The organism is Flavobacterium hydrophilum, assembly GCF_003202405.1.
Lineage (GTDB): Bacteria > Bacteroidota > Bacteroidia > Flavobacteriales > Flavobacteriaceae > Flavobacterium > Flavobacterium hydrophilum.
On sequence record NZ_QJHL01000005.1, the window covers coordinates 348,197 to 366,238 of the forward strand.

11 protein-coding genes are annotated in these 18,042 nt (G+C 33.7%); 6 read left to right on the top strand and 5 right to left on the bottom strand.

Translation table 11 applies throughout. From position 1 onward, the window contains the following. The first annotated feature begins 576 nt into the window (after positions 1 to 576). The 5 genes from DMB68_RS19760 to pheT all read left to right on the top strand — a co-directional run bounded on the left by DMB68_RS19760 (position 577) and on the right by pheT (position 9,674). A complete protein-coding gene (locus tag DMB68_RS19760) occupies positions 577 to 1,638 on the top strand; it encodes an efflux RND transporter periplasmic adaptor subunit (RefSeq protein ID WP_110348356.1) in 1,062 nt (353 codons plus the stop codon). A gap of 97 nt (positions 1,639 to 1,735) precedes the next feature. Next, the gene (locus DMB68_RS19765; RefSeq protein WP_110348357.1) at positions 1,736 to 4,834 is read left to right on the top strand and encodes an efflux RND transporter permease subunit; all 3,099 of its coding nucleotides are present in this window, start codon (positions 1,736 to 1,738) and stop codon (positions 4,832 to 4,834) included. A gap of 75 nt (positions 4,835 to 4,909) precedes the next feature. Further along, positions 4,910 to 6,220, top strand: a complete 1,311-nt coding sequence (locus tag DMB68_RS19770) for a TolC family protein (RefSeq protein ID WP_110348358.1) — start codon at positions 4,910 to 4,912, stop codon at positions 6,218 to 6,220. A 26-nt stretch (positions 6,221 to 6,246) separates the two neighbouring features. Beyond that, positions 6,247 to 7,110, top strand: a complete 864-nt coding sequence (locus DMB68_RS19775; protein WP_110348359.1) for a bestrophin family protein — start codon at positions 6,247 to 6,249, stop codon at positions 7,108 to 7,110. A 143-nt stretch (positions 7,111 to 7,253) separates the two neighbouring features. Beyond that, positions 7,254 to 9,674, top strand: a complete 2,421-nt coding sequence (gene pheT / locus DMB68_RS19780; protein ID WP_110348360.1) for a phenylalanine--tRNA ligase subunit beta — start codon at positions 7,254 to 7,256, stop codon at positions 9,672 to 9,674. 56 nt (positions 9,675 to 9,730) lie between these two features. Here the strand turns inward: pheT and DMB68_RS19785 are convergent, their stop codons facing one another. The 4 genes from DMB68_RS19785 to clpB all read right to left on the bottom strand — a co-directional run bounded on the left by DMB68_RS19785 (position 9,731) and on the right by clpB (position 15,316). Then, positions 9,731 to 10,612, bottom strand: a complete 882-nt coding sequence (locus tag DMB68_RS19785; protein ID WP_110348361.1) for a DUF808 domain-containing protein — start codon at positions 10,610 to 10,612, stop codon at positions 9,731 to 9,733. Between the two features lie 360 nt (positions 10,613 to 10,972). Then, positions 10,973 to 12,007, bottom strand: coding sequence for a hypothetical protein (locus tag DMB68_RS19790; RefSeq protein ID WP_110348362.1), 1,035 nt, complete (start codon positions 12,005 to 12,007; stop codon positions 10,973 to 10,975). A gap of 22 nt (positions 12,008 to 12,029) precedes the next feature. Beyond that, positions 12,030 to 12,518: a T9SS type A sorting domain-containing protein gene (locus tag DMB68_RS19795; RefSeq protein WP_110348363.1), complete on the bottom strand. Its 489-nt coding sequence runs from the start codon at positions 12,516 to 12,518 to the stop codon at positions 12,030 to 12,032. 191 nt (positions 12,519 to 12,709) lie between these two features. Next, complete coding sequence (gene clpB, locus DMB68_RS19800) at positions 12,710 to 15,316, bottom strand: ATP-dependent chaperone ClpB (protein ID WP_110348364.1); 2,607 nt, start codon at positions 15,314 to 15,316, stop codon at positions 12,710 to 12,712. A 208-nt stretch (positions 15,317 to 15,524) separates the two neighbouring features. On the opposite strand from clpB, the gene ytxJ reads away from it, so the two are divergent. Next, positions 15,525 to 15,914, top strand: a complete 390-nt coding sequence (gene ytxJ / locus DMB68_RS19805; RefSeq protein ID WP_110348365.1) for a bacillithiol system redox-active protein YtxJ — start codon at positions 15,525 to 15,527, stop codon at positions 15,912 to 15,914. Between the two features lie 43 nt (positions 15,915 to 15,957). On the opposite strand, the gene DMB68_RS19810 is transcribed toward ytxJ, so the two are convergent. Beyond that, on the bottom strand, positions 15,958 to 17,820 hold the full coding sequence (locus DMB68_RS19810) for an alpha-amylase family glycosyl hydrolase (protein ID WP_110348366.1): 1,863 nt from the start codon (positions 17,818 to 17,820) through the stop codon (positions 15,958 to 15,960). Positions 17,821 to 18,042: the final 222 nt, after the last annotated feature.

Genomic DNA, 18,042 nt, shown 5'->3' on the forward strand with positions numbered 1-18,042 from the left:
TAAGACGAAACGTTTTATTGCATTTTTTTTGAAGCTTGTCTGAGATTTTGCCTAATAAATATATAACTCGTTGGGTGTTTTTTGATGATAATTTTTCGTCAGTTCGAGTGATCACGATTTTTCATCGGGATTGTATCGAGAATAGAAAAAATATCATTGAAGACGGTTCTCGATACATTTTTTGTTCCGTTTCTCTGCACAAAAAACACTCGAACTGACGTTTTTAATACTAACACCTCACTGTTTTTTAAACCTTTTAGAATAACAAATTCATATTCTCACCAAAAAGCCCTAGCCCTGATGGAAGCGGCATCTCCCGATTTAGAAAAACAAGGCTTTAGCCGTAGTTTTTGTTTATCGGGAATATAGTGTACAGCAGAATTAACTTCTCAAAATTATTAAAAAAAACAACATTTCAATTAAACCTTTTTTCGAAACCTCAGTCTAAGCTTTTCAAGCTTAAAAACACTTGTACATACAATTGTTAAATAAACATTAAGAGCTTTTGTATTCGCATCAAAAAACTAAATTTGTAAACCACTAATTCCATATCTAAAACACATTTACCTTAATTTTATGAAAGTAAAACACCTAATTTACGCCCTTATCATTATAGTACTAGGAGGATTCATCACTTACAGGATCATTTCCAATAAAAGTAAAAACGAAGAATCTAAAAAATTTGGCGATAAAGACAGACCTACGAGTGTAACCGGAATTGTGGTTAAAACTTCTACTTTTGATAATAACTTATCGTTATCCGGATCTATTGAAGCTAACGAACAGGTAGAAATTCACAGTGAAATTTCAGGAATTGTTGAAGGGATTTACTTTAATGAAGGAAGTTATGTAAATAAAGGTCAGGTACTTTTTAAGGTAAATGATATTGAATTGAGAGCTCAGTTGAGACAGGCGCAGACAAAAGAAGGCCTTGCCGGCGAAAATCAAAGAAGAGCTAAATTATTGTTACAAAAAGAAGCCATAAGCCAGGAAGAATTTGATGTTGCAAACGCAGATTACGCTTCCGCGAAAGCGCAGACGCAATTAATAAGCGCCCAAATTGCCAAAACTTCTGTTAAAGCACCTTTTTCAGGAAAAATTGGTTTGCGTTCTATTTCACCCGGAACCTATATTACACCAACGTTATTAGTAGCTAAACTGGTAAATACAGGAAAATTAAAAATTACATTCTCTATTCCTGAAAAATATGTTTCTCAGGTAAAATCAGGGTCAGTTATTGATTTTACAGTTTCAGGATCGGATAAAATTTATAAGGCAAAAATATATGCAATCGAACCGGAAGTAGAAGTAGCGACACGTACTTTAAAAATTCGCGCCATTGCAGAAAATATTGACGGAAAACTTTTTCCCGGAACATTTGCCGATATAAAATTACCTTTAAACATTATTAACGATGCGATCGTAGTCCCTTCTGAAGCAATTGTACCAATTCAGGATGGAAAAAAAGTTTTTATTTCGAACAATGGTAAAGCTAAAGAAGTTATCGTTGATGCGACTACCAGAACTGATGCTTCGATTTTGATTTTATCAGGATTAAAAGCCGGTGATACCTTAATTACAAGTGGCGTAATGTCGTTGAAAAACGATTCTCCGATAAAAATTAAAGTAAAGTTATAAGTTAAGAATTATAAGTCTTGGAATTAATACTATCATTCTTCCGGAACTTATAATTATAATTCATAATTAATAACTTATAATTTATAATTCAAAAAAAATGAGTTTATCAACTACAAGTATAAGAAGACCTGTTTTAACCATCGTACTGAATCTTCTAATTATATTATTCGGTTTCATTGGTTATACTTTTCTGGGAGTTCGGGAATTTCCTTCGATTGATCCGGCGCAGGTTTCTATCAGAACCAATTATACCGGAGCCAATTCGGATATTATTGAATCACAAATTACCGAACCTCTCGAAAAAGCCGTAAATGCTATTGATGGGATTCGAAATATCACTTCTTCCAGTAATCAGGGAAGCAGTAATATTACTATCGAATTTAATTTAGATAAAAATTTAGAAGAAGCTGCAAACGATGTTCGAGACAAAGTTTCGAGAGCCATCCGGGATTTACCTGAGGATATCGATGCTCCTCCAGTAGTTTCTAAAGCAGATGCTGATAGTGAGTCTATCATTTCTATGACGGTTCAAAGCGACACACGAAGTTCGTTGGAATTAAGCGATTATGCCGAAAATGTTATCTCTCAACGATTAGAAACTATTCCAGGAGTAAGTGGAGTTCAAATCTGGGGACAAAAACGTTATGCCATGCGTCTGTGGATTGATCCTGCAAAATTGGCTGCATATGGCTGCACTGTATCAGAAGTTCGTGCTGCGTTAAATGCTCAAAATGTGGAATTACCATCGGGTAAATTGACGGGTAATAATACCGAATTGACAGTAAAAACCATTGGAAATCTATCAAAGGCAGAAGAATTTAACAATATCATTATTCGTACGGATGGAGATAAAATCGTTCATTTAAGTGATATTGGAAATGCTGAATTAGGGCCTGAAAATCCGGAAACACAATTAACACAATCGGGACTTCCAATGATTGGTTTGGCAATTGTTCCAATGCCGGGAGCTAATTATTTAGATATTTCAAAAGAATTCTACAAAAAATACGAAGCATTACAAAAAGATTTACCAAAAGACATTAAACTAAATATTGCTTTGGATAACACTCTTTTTGTAAAAAAATCAGTGCTTGAAGTAGTAGAAACTTTAGGAATTTCTATTGTGTTGGTAATTATTATCATTTATTTGTTTTTTAGGGACTGGGCTATTGCTTTCAGACCTTTAATTGATATTCCAGTTTCGTTGATTGCTACGTTTTTTATCATGTGGCTTTTTGGCTTTTCAATCAACGTATTAACACTTTTAGCAATTGTTTTGGCAACAGGTTTAGTAGTTGATGACGGAATTGTAGTTACTGAAAATATCTTCAAAAAAGTCGAAGAAGGAATGTCGCCAATTGAAGCAGCGATAAAAGGTTCTAATGAAATTTTCTATGCTGTAATTTCCATTTCCGTGACTTTAGCGGCAGTATTTTTACCTGTAATTTTCCTGGAAGGTTTCGTAGGAAGGTTATTCCGGGAATTTGGAGTCGTTATTGGTGCTGCGGTATTAATTTCGGCTTTTGTATCCCTGACTTTAACGCCAATGCTGAATGCTTATTTGATGAAAGGCGGAGAACAGAAAAAATCTAAATTTTATATCAAAACCGAGCCATTTTTTGAAAAACTAAATAGCGGTTATGCTGACTCTTTGAAACGTTTCATGGATAAAAAATGGATTAGTTTCCCTATTCTGATTGCTTGTTTTGGATTGATTTATTTATTCTTTACTATTCTTCCAAAAGAAACCGCTCCTTATGATGACCGTAGTTCAGTGACAATGCGTATGGCAACTCCTGAAGGCTCTTCATATGAATATACAGATCGCTTTATGCAGGAAATTTCGAAATTAGTAGACGATTCTATTCCGGAGAAAAAAGTGAGCTTGGTTATTACAGCACCCGGTTTTGGAGCTTCAGCAACCAATTCTGGTTTTGTCAGGCTTTCATTAAAAGAACCAGATGAAAGAAAAAAATCTCAAAAAGATATTGCCGATCAACTATCAAAATGGACAAAAAAATATCCTGATGCTAAAACATCTGTGCTGCAACAAGCTACAATTGCGGTAAATAGACGTGGCGGCTTACCTATTCAGTATATTATTCAAGCGCCAAATTTTGAAAAGCTTCGTGAAAAAATCCCATTGTTTATGGATGAAGTTGGTAAAAGCGATGTGTTTTCAGTTACTGATGTGAATTTAAAATTTAATAAGCCGGAATTAAACGTAAGTATTGATCGCGCAAAAGCCGAAAGTCTTGGAATTTCTATTATTGATATTGCTCAAACCTTGCAGCTTTCATTAAGCGGTCAGCGCTTTGGTTATTTCATTAAAAATGGAAAACAATATCAGGTTATAGGACAATTTGATCAAAAAGACCGATCTAAACCATTGGATCTGACTTCGATATTTGTCAAAAATAACAAAGGTCAATTGATTCAGATGGATAATGTTGTAAACGTTGAAGAGCAAAGTAACCCGCCACAATTGTATCATAATAACAGATATATGTCGGCTACAGTTTCTGCAGGTCTTGCGCCGGGAAAAAGTATGGGTGATGGAATTGATGCTATGAATGAAATTAAAGCAAAAGTCTTGGATGACACTTTCACCACAGATTTAAGTGGAGAATCGAGAGACTTTGTCGAAAGTAGTTCCAATACTTCTTTTGCATTCGGATTGGCTTTATTATTAATTTTCCTGATTTTAGCAGCGCAATTCGAAAGTTTTGTTGATCCTTTAATTATCATTTTAACTGTACCAATGGCAGTTGCAGGAGCATTATTCTCGTTATGGCTGTTCAACCAGACATGGAATATCTTTAGCCAGATTGGTACCGTAATGCTTATCGGACTGGTAACCAAAAACGGTATTTTGATCGTAGAATTTGCGAATCAGTTACGTGAGCAGGGAAAACCAAAATTAGAAGCTATTTTAGAGGCTTCAGAGGCGCGTTTACGACCTATTTTAATGACGAGTTTAGCCATCGCATTAGGAGCTTTACCAATTGCAATGTCGCTTGGAGCAGCTTCTACGAGTAGAATCGGAATGGGAGTTGTAATTGTTGGAGGAACTATTTTCTCTTTGGCATTGACACTTTTTGTAATTCCTGCTATTTATTTAATGTGGTCGAAAGCCAGAAAACATTATCCGGAATTTGATCATATTGAAGAATACGAAAGAGACAGCAAAGTGTAGATTCTTAATTTTGAAATCAATATCAAGAGCTATGAATTTAATTTAGTAATATAATTCACAGCCAAAATTCATAATATGAAAACTAAAACAATATTAAAAAGTCTGATTTTATTTTTGTTTTGTATAGCAAAAGGTAATGCTCAGGAAATCCTGACTATTGAAGAGGCTATGAAAATAGCTTTAGAAAATAATTTTGAAATTAAAATTGCCAAAAACAATTCGAAAATAAACGAAACCAATGTAACTATTGGAAATGCAGGTATGCTCCCTACTGCTACAGCTTCTGTAACAGACAACAATAGCATTACCAACTCATCTCAAACACGACAGGATGGAACTACAACCTCTCTGGATAACGCCAAAAATAACAGCTTAAATTACGGTGTAAGTCTTGGCTGGACCGTTTTTGACGGAATGAAAATGTTTGCCAGATTAGACCAGCTGAAGGAGCTTCAAAAATTAGGCGATGCGGAATTAAAAAGAACTATTTTAATAAAAATTGCCCAGGTCAATTCTGCCTATTATGATTTGGTGCAACAACAACAACAACTTGCAGCCTTAGATACCACCATTGTCATTTCAAACCAAAGATTAGAGTTGGCAAAAAATCGTTTTACAATTGGTAAAGCTTCCAAACTAGAGGTTTTGAATGCTCAAGTTGATTTGAATTCAGATCAGGTAGCTATGTTACGCCAAAAAGAATCTTATGTTAATGCTAAAATTCTGCTTAATCAATATTTAGCGCGTGATCCTAAAATTGATTTTAAAGTCACAGATCAGGTTACTGTTGATGATAAATTAATTTTTGCAGATTTATTGGATTTAGCACAAAAACAAAACCCCGGATTAGAAGCTCAGATAATTAATAAACGAATTGCCGAATTGCAGTTGAAACAAGTAAAAGCAGACAGATATCCTGTTATCAACTTAACTTCTGGTTATAATTTTGCAGAGAGTCAGTCCAGTTTAGGTTTTACAAGTGAAGCTTCATCAAGAGGTTTGAATTATGGTTTTAATGCTACACTTAATATATTTGATGGTTTTAACCAGCATCGAAATGAAAAAATAGCCAAATTGCAAATCGAAAATTCTCAAATTGCAATTGAACAGCAAAACTTGATTTTGAATACACAATTAAGCACTGCTTTTCAGACCTATTTAACTAATATTGAACTGATAGGACTGGAAGATGATAATGAAGAAATAGCAAGACAAAACCTTTCCATTACACTGGATAAATTCAGAATTGGAACGATAACAACATTAGAATTCAGAACTGCCCAGCTAAATTATGTGAATGCAAAAGTTCGTTACAGCAATGCGCAATATCAGGCAAAATTATCTGAAATTGCATTGAAAGAATTAGCCGGAAATATTAGTTTTTAGTTTAATTTTGTCCGAAAAACATTTAAATGATTTCATACAACACAAAGGACTGGGTAACTTTTATTTTTCGTTTCCACAAATCTGATACCATAAGAAAATTGTTTTCTGTCATGATTATCATTGGAATTTACAGTGCTGCCGTTGGTTACTTGGAAGTTGAGTATTTTAATATCGGAAAAAACGACTACATTCATAATATAAATGTTATGCACGGTATGCTTGGTTTTGTTATCTCATTATTACTTGTTTTCAGAACCAATACTGCCTACGACCGTTGGTGGGAAGGAAGAAAATTATGGGGCAGTCTTGTCAATAACAGCCGTAATCTGGCCATTAAGCTATCTGCAATTTTAAAAGATGAAAATGATAGAAATTTTTTCAGAAAATTTATTCCGATGTATGCACATGTTTTGCAAATTCATTTAAAAGATGATGACACCAGTAAACAACTTTTTGAGGACGTAGATTTAGAAATCGATCATCACAAGCATAAACCAAATCAGTTAAAAAAAATCATATATCAAAAAATTAATGATTTGTATGAGGCAAAAAAAATCACCGGGGACCAACTAATCATTTTAAACGACGAATTAAGATCTTTTACTGATATCTGCGGTGCCTGTGAGCGAATAAAAAACACACCCATTCCCTACTCTTATAGTGCATTTATAAAAAAATTCATCTTTTTTTATACTATGACGCTTCCTTTTGGATATTCTGTAAGCCTGGGTTACTTTGTAGCTCCTGTAGTGGTTTTTGTATTTTATGTTCTGGCAAGTTTAGAATTAATTGCCGAAGAAATCGAAGATCCGTTTGGAGATGATGAAAACGATTTACCCATCAAAAAAATATCCGAAAACATCAAAAAACATGTTGAGGAATTGATTTAAATCTAATTTATCTCTTTAAAAATTTTAAAATTTATTGCCATTTATAATTTTGATTAAGGAATTTTAGAAAACAAAAAAATAGTTTCAAACTCCCGCAATCAATCCTTATATTTGTAGTCTTATTCAAGAATACTGAAATCAACATGAAAATATCTTACAACTGGTTAAAACAATTCATTAAAACAGACTGGACATCAGAGCAAACTTCAGAATTACTTACAGATTTAGGTCTGGAAGTTGAAGTTGTCGAAAAATACCAATCAGTAAAAGGGGGCTTAGAAGGAGTTGTTGTAGGACATGTGCTTACTTGCGAAAAACATCCTGATGCAGACAGATTAAAAGTGACAACTTTAAACATTGGTTTAGAAACTCCTATACAGGTTGTTTGTGGTGCAGCTAACGTTGCCGCTGGTCAAAAAGTACCCGTAGCCACAATAGGAACTATTTTATATGACAAAGAAGGTAATGAATTTACCATTAAAAAAGGAAAAATTCGCGGTCAGGAAAGCCATGGAATGATTTGCGCCGAAGATGAATTAGGTCTTGGCACAGGTCATGACGGAATTATGGTTTTAGACGACGCCCTGATTCCTGGAACTCCGGTTTCAGAAGTTTTCAAAATAGCAAATGATGAAGTTTTCGAAATTGGATTAACTCCAAATCGCGCAGATGCCATGAGCCATTATGGAACTGCACGTGATTTAAGAGCAGGAATGCTGCAACGCGGTGTGAACGTTGAATTGATTACACCATCTGTAAGCAATTTCAGAGTTGATATGCGTACTTTGAAAATTGACGTAAGTGTCGAAGAACCGCTTTTAGCGCCAAGATATTGTGGAGTGACAATTTCCGGTATTACCGTGGAAGAATCTCCAACATGGCTGAAAGACCGTTTAAAAGCTATTGGATTAACTCCAAAAAATAACATTGTAGATGTTACCAATTATGTTTTACACGAATTGGGACAGCCTCTACATGCCTTTGATGCGGCAAAAATCAACGGAAAAGTAATTGTAAAAACACTTCCGGAAGGCACAAAGTTTATTACTTTGGATGATGTTGAAAGAACATTACACAAAGAAGATTTAATGATTTGCGACGAAAAAGGACCACTTTGTATCGCAGGCGTATTTGGCGGAAAAAAATCAGGAGTTTCTGAAGGAACTACTTCAATATTTTTAGAAAGTGCCTATTTTGATGCCGTAAGCGTTCGTAAAACAGCCAAAAGACATCAGTTAAACACAGATGCTTCTTTTAGATTTGAAAGAGGAATTGACCCAACTATTACTGAATATGCATTAAAACGTGCAGCTCTGTTAATCCAGGAAGTTGCAGGAGGAAAAATTACGTCTGATGTAATCGAAGTATATCCTAAAAAAGTAGAAGATTTTTCTGTTTTCTTAAACTTTAGTCATGTATCTAAAATTATCGGACAGGAAATTCCAAAAGATACTATCAAAAAAATATTAGTTTCTTTAGACATAAAAGTAAATAGTGTTTCTGATTCCGGTTTAGGATTAACAATTCCAGCATATAGAGTTGATGTTCAGCGTGAAATAGATGTTATTGAAGAGATTTTGAGAGTATATGGATACAATAATATTGATTTCTCTAAAAAATTCAATGCAACTGTTTCAAATTCACCAAGAACTGAAGATTATAAAGTACAGAATGTAATAGCATCACAGTTAAACTCACAAGGTTTTCATGAGATGATGGCAAATTCGTTAACTACGGCTGTTTACGCTAAATTATCTGCTGACTTAAAAGAAGAGCACAATGTTACGATGCTGAATCCTCTAAGCAGTGATTTATCTACGATGCGTCAGTCATTATTATTTTCAGGTTTAGAAGCCATTTCATACAATATCAACAGAAAAAATTCTGATTTGAAATTATTCGAATTTGGAAAAACATATCATAAATATCTTAATGGCTATGAAGAACACAAACATTTAAGTTTGTTAATTTCCGGTAACAGGAATAAGGAAAGCTGGACAAATCCACAAAAAACCACTGACTTCTTTTTACTGAAAGGATATGTAACCGGCATTTTAAGCCGTTTAGGAATAGACAAAATTTCAAATGTTCCGTCTAAGTCAGATGTATTTTCTGAAGGAACGGCAAAAGTATACAACAATGAGGTTTTAGTTGAGATTGGAGTAGTTAAAAAATCAATTTTAAAACATTTCGGAATCAAACAAGAAGTTTATTATGCTGATTTTAACTGGGATTTGATTCTAAAAATCATTACAGGAAAAATTAAATATTCAGAAATCCCTAAATACCCAGAAGTCCGCAGAGATTTAGCATTATTAATTGACCAAAGCACAACTTATGAAAACATTTACACACTGGCTAAACAGACAGAAAAAGCGCTTTTAAAAGATGTGAATCTGTTTGATGTTTATGAAGGCAAAAATCTTCCGGAAGGCAAAAAATCGTATGCTCTGAGTTTTACAATTCAGGACAGCACCAAAACGCTTACCGATAGTCAGATTGATAAAATTATGTCAAAACTGCAGCAGACCTTCGAAACTCAGCTTGGAGCAAGCTTAAGATAATTTCATAAAAAAACACCAGCAATTGCTGGTGTTTTTGTTTTATATATGATTTGTTGTTATCGTTTCTTTCCGAAAACCTTTTTAAACAAATTTACAATTACCAGAACAACACATCCTAAAACAAGGCCCGTTACAAATTCTTTTAGTATTGAAGGAAGTTGAATACCTTCTGATAAATGATGAAAAAATGGAATGTAATGTACAAAGATTCCACCAGCAACTAGTAATAATGCAATTGTACCAATTACAGTTAAACTTTTTATAACCAATGGCAGCGCTTTTACCAAAATATTACCAATGAATTTTGATACACTTTTTTCTCTTTTACTAAATTTAATAAGCTTGTAACCTGCCTCATCCATTCGGACAATAAGAGCAACAATACCATAAACACCAATTGTTGCAATTAATGCAATTATTGAAGTTACAACGACTTGCTGCATTAAAGGCTCTTCAATTACGGTACCTAAAGCGATAATTACAATTTCTACAGATAAAATAAAATCTGTTATGATTGCTGATTTTATTTTCCCTTTTTCCATTGCCAGAATTTCTTCCTCTGTAAAGGATTCTTCCGTTATTCCTTCTGATTCTTCATGCGAATGAGGAAAGACAAATTCGTATATTTTTTCAGCTCCTTCGTAAGCTAAAAACAATCCGCCCAGAACTAAAATCACAATAATAGCAACTGGTAAAAAAGCACTCAGTAAAAATGCTATCGGCAGAATAATAATTTTATTAAGTAGCGATCCTTTGCTAATCGCCCAAAGCACAGGAAGCTCTCTTGAAGAAGCAAATCCGGAAGCTTTTTCTGCATTTACGGCTAAATCATCACCAAGAATACCAGCAGTTTTTTTTGCTGCAACTTTACTCATTACAGCAACATCATCCATAATTGCTGCGATATCATCTAATAGTACGAAAAAACCTGATGCCATTATAATCTATTTTTAGTATTAAAATTCCAATAATTTTAGTTGTGCGAATCTAATACTTTTGATTTAATTTTCCTTGAAAAATTAGCTGCATTGTCCTAAAAGAAGCCAAATAATAATGAAAACGAATATAGTTCCAAAACAGCCTCCGCCTAATTTTTTAGCTCCGTAACCTGCGATTAATCCTCTAAATATATTGTTCATAATGTTTGTTTTAAGTTATTTGTAAAGATGAAAACATAAAGATCATTTTGATTTATAAGAATTTTAGAAAAAGTTTCATGATTTACGGTTTCTCTTAATACCTCAAAAAAATATCAGCTTTTGACTGGTGATTTTTTAAGTATTAAAAATGATTATGAATTAATCTGTTGTAACAATATTACCCTTGCTTATTAAAGTTGCTTTATCTATAATTCCTTGGCCTGTTGGAGGAGCTGTTGGATTTTGATTATGCAATTCAATATAATTTTGTTGAGAAGTTAGATTTAGCAGTCTATTTAAAATTAAATTAACCTGAGAACTTGGAAGCGCATTATGCCTAAAACTAATACCTTCAGAATTACGAACAAAAGATAATGATGGCAAATCAATAGACGTTAAAACAGGGTTAAGTCTAAAAGAAAGTTCTTTTGATTTAGCTAATAAAGGTAAAGAAATAGATGTCAAAGATGCATTATTTGAAATATTAGCATTATCCCCATGTACTACTTTTAAGACTGGAAATAAAATTGAATTGACCTTTTCGTTATTTTCTATATGTAAGTCATTATAAACTTCTGTAAGACCATTTAAATTTATGGTAACTAATTTTAAATTATCGCTTATATTTAAATCTATTAAATTTTTTATTTGACTTAGATCTAAATTTGTCAAATTAGTTGTGCCATTAACATATACATTTTCTGTATTGGGTCCAAACTCCGCAGCTATTTTCGCTGTCGCTTGTGCATCTGTAATATCACCCGTTAATACGATACTCGTTTTTCCCGGGTTTTGGCTACTTCCAGCATATAAGGCGTATGGAACACTCAAAAGCTGACTTGTACCATTAATAGTGTAATTACTCCCTCCTGTTGGATCAATTTCAGTCTTAATAAAATGTGATCCTGAACCCCAATCTATACCTGCAAAAGTTCCTGTAGAGGGGGGTCCGCCTCCAATTTCGATTGTTGCTAATCCGTTATTGTTAGTGGTGGTTGTTTGTGTTTCAATATAAGAAGCCGTGCCACTTGCTGAACCTAATAAAATACTGCTTTTTATACTTACTAAAGTATTTGCAACCAATGTCCCGTCTGTTTTACGAATAACTGATTGGTAACTCATTTTCTGTGGAGCCTGAGCAAATAAAATACTAAAAGAACTTAATAATAGTAATGCAAGAGTAATTTTTTTCATATATTTTTCTACGATTTAATTGTTATTTTTTTATGACTTTAAAAATTTTTATTGTTTTGTTACCATTATTTATTGCCAGAAAATAAATTCCCTGATTTAATCCTTGCATGTATATACCTGTTTCTGAACTTGTTATTCCTAAGTTTCTAGATACTGCTTTTCCACTGATATCGAATAAACTATATGATAATTCATTCCATTTATCAGTTGCTATAACTAAATTAAGCACATCAATAGCAGGATTTGGATATGCAGTGATTACCAGATTAATATCAGTAATTTCATCGTTCCCTAAGGTAGTTATTTCATAAGGCTGCTGAATACCTTGCAAAACATATCCATCAGTGCCGGATAAACTTGTGTAAACTGTTTGTCCAATTGAATAACTTGCTGTACCTCCCGATCCAGTGGTATTTCCTCCAGCAACCACTACTCCCTCTTGAGAATAACTACTTACAAATGAAATACTGGTAATAAAAAAAATAAAAAAAATCTGTTGGTTTCCTTTCATATAATTGATTTATATAGTGAATTATCTATTTGATTCAAGATTTGATGTTCTTCATTAAATTAAAATTAATTTTAAATTTGATGATTCAAATATATATTAATTCTTACAGTAAAATCTTATTATTGCGAAAAGAAACATAAAAAAACACCAGCTTTACAACTGGTGTTTTCAAACTATTAAAAACTAAGCTTTTATTTCGCTACTTCTGCAGTTTGATTTCTAAAAACCAATTTACCATCAAAAGCATCAATCAAAATAATACTGTCTGTTGTTATATTTCCTGCCAGAATTTCTTTAGACAATTGGTTTAAAACCTCTCGCTGAATGACACGTTTTACCGGTCTTGCACCAAACTCGGGGTCATATCCTTTATCTGATAGATATTTGATTCCTTCAGGAGTTGCATCCATTGTAATACCTTGAAGTGCCAACATTTTGCTAACACTTTTAAGCTGTAAACTCACAATTCTCGAAATGTTATCGACTGTTAACGGAGTAAACATTACAATTTCGTCGATACGGTTTATAAATTCCGGACGAACGGTTTGTTTCAACAATCCTAAAACTTCAACTTTCGCAGCTTCAGTAGCGGCTTCTACACTTCCTTTTAGATTTTCAAACTTCTCTTGTATAATATGGCTTCCCATATTAGAGGTCATAATGATAATTGTGTTTTTAAAATCAGCCAGACGACCTTTGTTATCAGTTAATCGACCTTCATCTAAAACCTGCAATAAAATATTAAACGTATCCGGATGGGCTTTTTCGATCTCGTCTAACAAAATCACAGAATACGGTTTTCTTCGAACAGCTTCGGTCAATTGCCCACCTTCATCATAACCTACATAACCCGGAGGAGCTCCTACTAAACGGCTCACACTGTGGCGTTCCTGATACTCACTCATATCGATACGTGTCATGGCATTTTCATCGTCAAAAAGATATTCGGCCAAAGCTTTTGCAAGTTCTGTTTTACCCACTCCGGTTGTTCCAAGGAATAAAAAGGTTCCAACAGGTTTTTTCATATCCTGTAATCCTGCTCGGCTTCTGCGAACAGCGTCGCTCACTGCTTCAATTGCCTCTTCCTGCCCTACTACTCTTCTATGCAGTTCTTCTTCAAGATGAAGGAGCTTTTCTCTTTCTGTCTGAAGCATTTTCATTACCGGAATTCCGGTCCATTTTGCAACAACTTCCGCTATATCTTCGCGGGTTACTTCTTCTTTAATCAATGAAGTTCCGGATTGATACTCCTGTAATTGTTTTTGTAAACCATCCAGACGTTCTTGGGCCTCTTTTATTTTTCCGTAACGAATTTCAGCTACTTTACCGTAATCACCTTCACGTTCTGCACGTTCAGCTTCGTGTTTAAAATCTTCTATTTCTAATTTCACTGCCTGAACTCCATCTACAACATCTTTTTCAGTTTTCCATTTAGTAAAGATTACATTTCGCTCTTCTTTCAGATTAGCCAAATCCATACGCAGGATTTTAAGCTTGGACTCTTCTTTTTCACGTTTAATAGCTTCAATTTCAATTTCCAACTGCATAATTTTACGATCCAAAACATCCAGTTCTTCTGGTTTTGAATTGATTTCCATACGCAATTTAGAAGCCGCTTCATCCATCAGATCAATAGCTTTATCCGGTAAAAAACGATTCGTGATATAGCGCTGTGAAAGTTCCACTGCTGCAATAATTGCTTCATCTTTTATCTGAACCTTATGGTGCGTTTCATATTTTTCTTTGATTCCACGTAAAATAGAAATGGCACTTTCAGTATCGGGTTCATCTACTAAAACCTTTTGAAAACGACGTTCAAGAGCTTTGTCTTTTTCAAAATATTTTTGATATTCATCTAAAGTCGTCGCCCCAATCGCTCTTAATTCTCCACGAGCCAAAGCCGGCTTTAGAATATTTGCCGCATCCATAGCGCCTTCACCTCCACCTGCACCTACAAGAGTGTGAATCTCGTCAATAAATAAAACAATATCACCTTCGGCAGCTGTAACTTCTTTAACAACCGATTTTAAACGCTCTTCAAATTCTCCTTTGTATTTCGCTCCGGCAATCAAAGCTCCCATATCCAAAGAAAAAACAATTTTGTCTTTTAAATTTTCAGGCACATCGCCATCCACAATTCTGTGCGCTAAACCTTCTGCAATAGCGGTTTTACCAACTCCAGGTTCCCCAACTAGCATTGGATTGTTTTTTGTTCTTCGTGTTAGAATCTGTAATACACGGCGAATTTCTTCATCACGGCCAATCACGGGATCCAGTTTCCCGGTTCGTGCTAATTCGTTTAAGTTTTTAGCGTATTTATTCAGTGCATTATAAGTTTCCTCAGCAGAAGCAGAAGTTACCCTTTCGCCTTTTCTAAGTTCTTCTATAGTTGCTTTTAAAGCTTTTCCGGTAACACCCTGATCCTTTAAAATTTGGGCAACTTTACTTTTTGAATCAAAAATGGCTAAAATTAAATGTTCGATCGAAACGTATTCGTCGTTCATTTTTTGTGCGATGATTTCAGCTTCATTCAAAGCTTTATTCGCATCTCTGGAAAGCAAGATATCACCTCCGGAAACTTTTGGAAAACTTTGAATTGTACTGTCCAGGACTTGCAAAAACAAGGGTACATTTACATTGAGTTTTTTCAAAATGAATGGCGCAACATTTTCATCAACCTCAAAAATGGCTTTAAAAATATGTTCGTTTTCTATTTGTTGCTGTCCATATCTTTGTGCCAGTTGCTGAGACAACTGAATGGCTTCCTGCGATTTAGTTGTAAATTTATTTATATTCATATCTGTAAGATTTAGGATTGGATTATTATTTTATCAATATTCGATAACATTAAAATTAGAATTTATTGCATTAAATTTTTAACTTTAAATGCTCTACCTTTGTGCATATTTCAAAATATATTCCACACTAAAATTACAGACAAAATGACACCAAAAAGAGTTTTTTTAGCTGTTTTCAAACGTCAAAAAGTCACAAAACAAGTCAAATATGAGTTTTTTAAATTCAATCTTCGGAAATTCAGAGAATACAGATTCTCCTAAAAGCAATATAAACTGGACCGAATTAACGGATATTTTACAGTTACAGGAAATTGAAGCAATATCGAAAGAAAAACCGGTTGTGATTTTCAAACACAGCACAAGATGCAGTATTAGCCGAATGGCTTTGAAGCAATTTGAACGCGAGTTTGATCTTAATGACATTGTAGATGCCTATTTTCTTGATTTGATTGCGCACCGAGATGTTTCGAATGAAATAGCCCGAAAATTCAATGTATACCACGAGTCACCACAATTGATTTTAATAAAAAACGGTAAAGCTGTTTATGATGTTTCACACAGCGATATTGATGCAGAAGCACTGAAAAATAAAGTCTAATTAAAATGGGCGCTTTAAATAATTTAAAGCGCCCATTTTAAATTTATTTTAATTCATAAATAAAAGATTCAGAAGGCAGGATATTAACTTTCATGACTCCTTCACCTTTATCTATTTTTAACTGAACTGAATTCTTTTCATACAATTGATCTGTTAATTTATATTCCCTGTCTTTTAAATTCCATTTCGAAACAACATCAGAAGGAATTTTCAAATTGAATTCACTTGTTTTCTCAGAAGAAAAATTGACCACAATAATTAATTTTTGATTATCAGACCAACGCACAAAAGAATAAATCGAAGGATCATAATCCTGATTATTCAAACGATTTACAGATTGAATCTCTTGAAATTCGCCCATTAAAGCTGAGCTGGTAATGGAAAAATTCAGTAAACGTTTGTAAAAATTACGTAAACTTTTTTCTGAATCAGATAATTTTCCGCCATCAAATCTTCCATCATTCATCCAGCGCTGATGATTGGGAACTCCAATATAATCAAAAATAGAAGTTCTGGACCGCGTTCCAAAGCCAGCATTTTCATTTCCGGCCTCGCCAACTTCCTGACCAAAGTAAATCATTGTTGGAGAGGTACTGATTGTTGTTGAGATAACCATTAAAGGTTTTCCCCTCTCGGGAGTTCCTGCAAATTCAGGACTTGCTAATCGCTGCTCATCATGATTGTCTAAAAAATGCAGCATATGATGTTCAATATCCGACATTCCTTTTTGAATATCTGATAAACCGTCAGGAGAAGATTTTCCTCGAATTATATCTTTGAGTTTATCGTAGGTTTCTACTTTATCATACAAATAATCCATTTTTCCTAAGTGGATATAATTGCGATATTCTTTCGGATTATAAACTTCTGCTAATAAAAAAGCATCTGGATTTTTCATTTTAATGGATGAATTCATATAACTCCAAAATTCATACGGAACCATTTCTGCCATATCGTAACGAAATCCGTCAATACCTTTTGCTGTCCAATATAAAGCGATCGATTTAAATTTTTTCCAGGAATCAGGAACATCTTTGTTCTGCCAAAATGCAAAATGCTCCTGATATGATTTTTGCTCAAATCCGGCAGGAAGTTCAGGAAAATCTTTAGAACCGTCAGGACGAATCCCGTAATTTACTTTTACGGTTTCATACCAGTCGTTTTGATCCGGCTTTGCTTTTCTGGAACCATTGCCCGTCCATTTTGCAGGATTTTCATCAAAAAAACCATCAACCAATGGATTTTTTGCTCCATTTAACGGAATATCATCTTCCGGTATTTGAAAAGGCGTTTTTGGAATGTAATAAAAATTATTGTTCCTGCTGTATTCAACACTTACATCATCATCGATTCCAAAATCTTTCACACCGTCAGGATTATTTTTACCTTCATATTTCCTCGCAATATGATTAGGCACAATATCAATAATCACTTTTAAACCGGCTTTATGCGTACGTGAAATCAAAGCCTCAAATTCCTGCAATCTATTAGCAGGATTTACTGCTAAATCAGGATTTACATTATAATAATCTTTAACAGCATATGGAGAACCTGCACGTCCTTTTACTGCTTCAGGATCATCATTTGAAATCCCATAAGCAGTATAATCACGTACTAAGGCGTGATGAGGAACTCCTGTATACCAAATATAATTTACACCCAAATCCTTTATTTCATCAAGTGCTTTATCTGTAAAATCACTAAATTTTCCAACACCATTTTCTTCAATGGTTCCCCAAGGCTTATTTGTTGTATTTTTATTCCCAAACAAACGGGCAAAAACTTGATAAACAACAATTTTTCCCTGATCAGGTTTTTTATCTTTAATATCTATGTGTTTTGTTTTACAGGAAATTACAACGAAAACGAAAACAACTATTACTGCTATATTTTTTTTATTTATCATTTTTCATTCAATTGATTCACAATAATCACTTCTAAAGTTAGATTAATTTGTAAAGATTAAAAGTTTTTAGAAAAAATATATCAGGGTTTATTTTCAAAAAAAGAACTACAACGAAAGAGTTTCTGTTTTTGTTGATAAATTTAAATTTCCAAATATCAGTTTTGCATTATAAATAAATCTTAATATGGATTCAGGTTGCTACCTTTTTCATAAATTTGACAA

Bases quoted from the DNA above. Each gene is read 5' to 3' on its own strand.
- DMB68_RS19790 (WP_110348362.1), bottom strand. From the start codon at position 12,007: ATGAAAAAAATTACTCTTGCATTACTATTATTAAGTTCTTTTAGTATT.
- DMB68_RS19795 (WP_110348363.1), bottom strand. From the start codon at position 12,518: ATGAAAGGAAACCAACAGATTTTTTTTATTTTTTTTATTACCAGTATT.
- DMB68_RS19810 (WP_110348366.1), bottom strand. From the start codon at position 17,820: ATGATAAATAAAAAAAATATAGCAGTAATAGTTGTTTTCGTTTTCGTT.
- DMB68_RS19775 (WP_110348359.1), top strand. From the start codon at position 6,247: ATGATTTCATACAACACAAAGGACTGGGTAACTTTTATTTTTCGTTTC.
- DMB68_RS19785 (WP_110348361.1), bottom strand. From the start codon at position 10,612: ATGGCATCAGGTTTTTTCGTACTATTAGATGATATCGCAGCAATTATG.
- pheT (WP_110348360.1), top strand. From the start codon at position 7,254: ATGAAAATATCTTACAACTGGTTAAAACAATTCATTAAAACAGACTGG.
- DMB68_RS19770 (WP_110348358.1), top strand. From the start codon at position 4,910: ATGAAAACTAAAACAATATTAAAAAGTCTGATTTTATTTTTGTTTTGT.
- ytxJ (WP_110348365.1), top strand. From the start codon at position 15,525: ATGAGTTTTTTAAATTCAATCTTCGGAAATTCAGAGAATACAGATTCT.
- clpB (WP_110348364.1), bottom strand. From the start codon at position 15,316: ATGAATATAAATAAATTTACAACTAAATCGCAGGAAGCCATTCAGTTG.
- DMB68_RS19765 (WP_110348357.1), top strand. From the start codon at position 1,736: ATGAGTTTATCAACTACAAGTATAAGAAGACCTGTTTTAACCATCGTA.
- DMB68_RS19760 (WP_110348356.1), top strand. From the start codon at position 577: ATGAAAGTAAAACACCTAATTTACGCCCTTATCATTATAGTACTAGGA.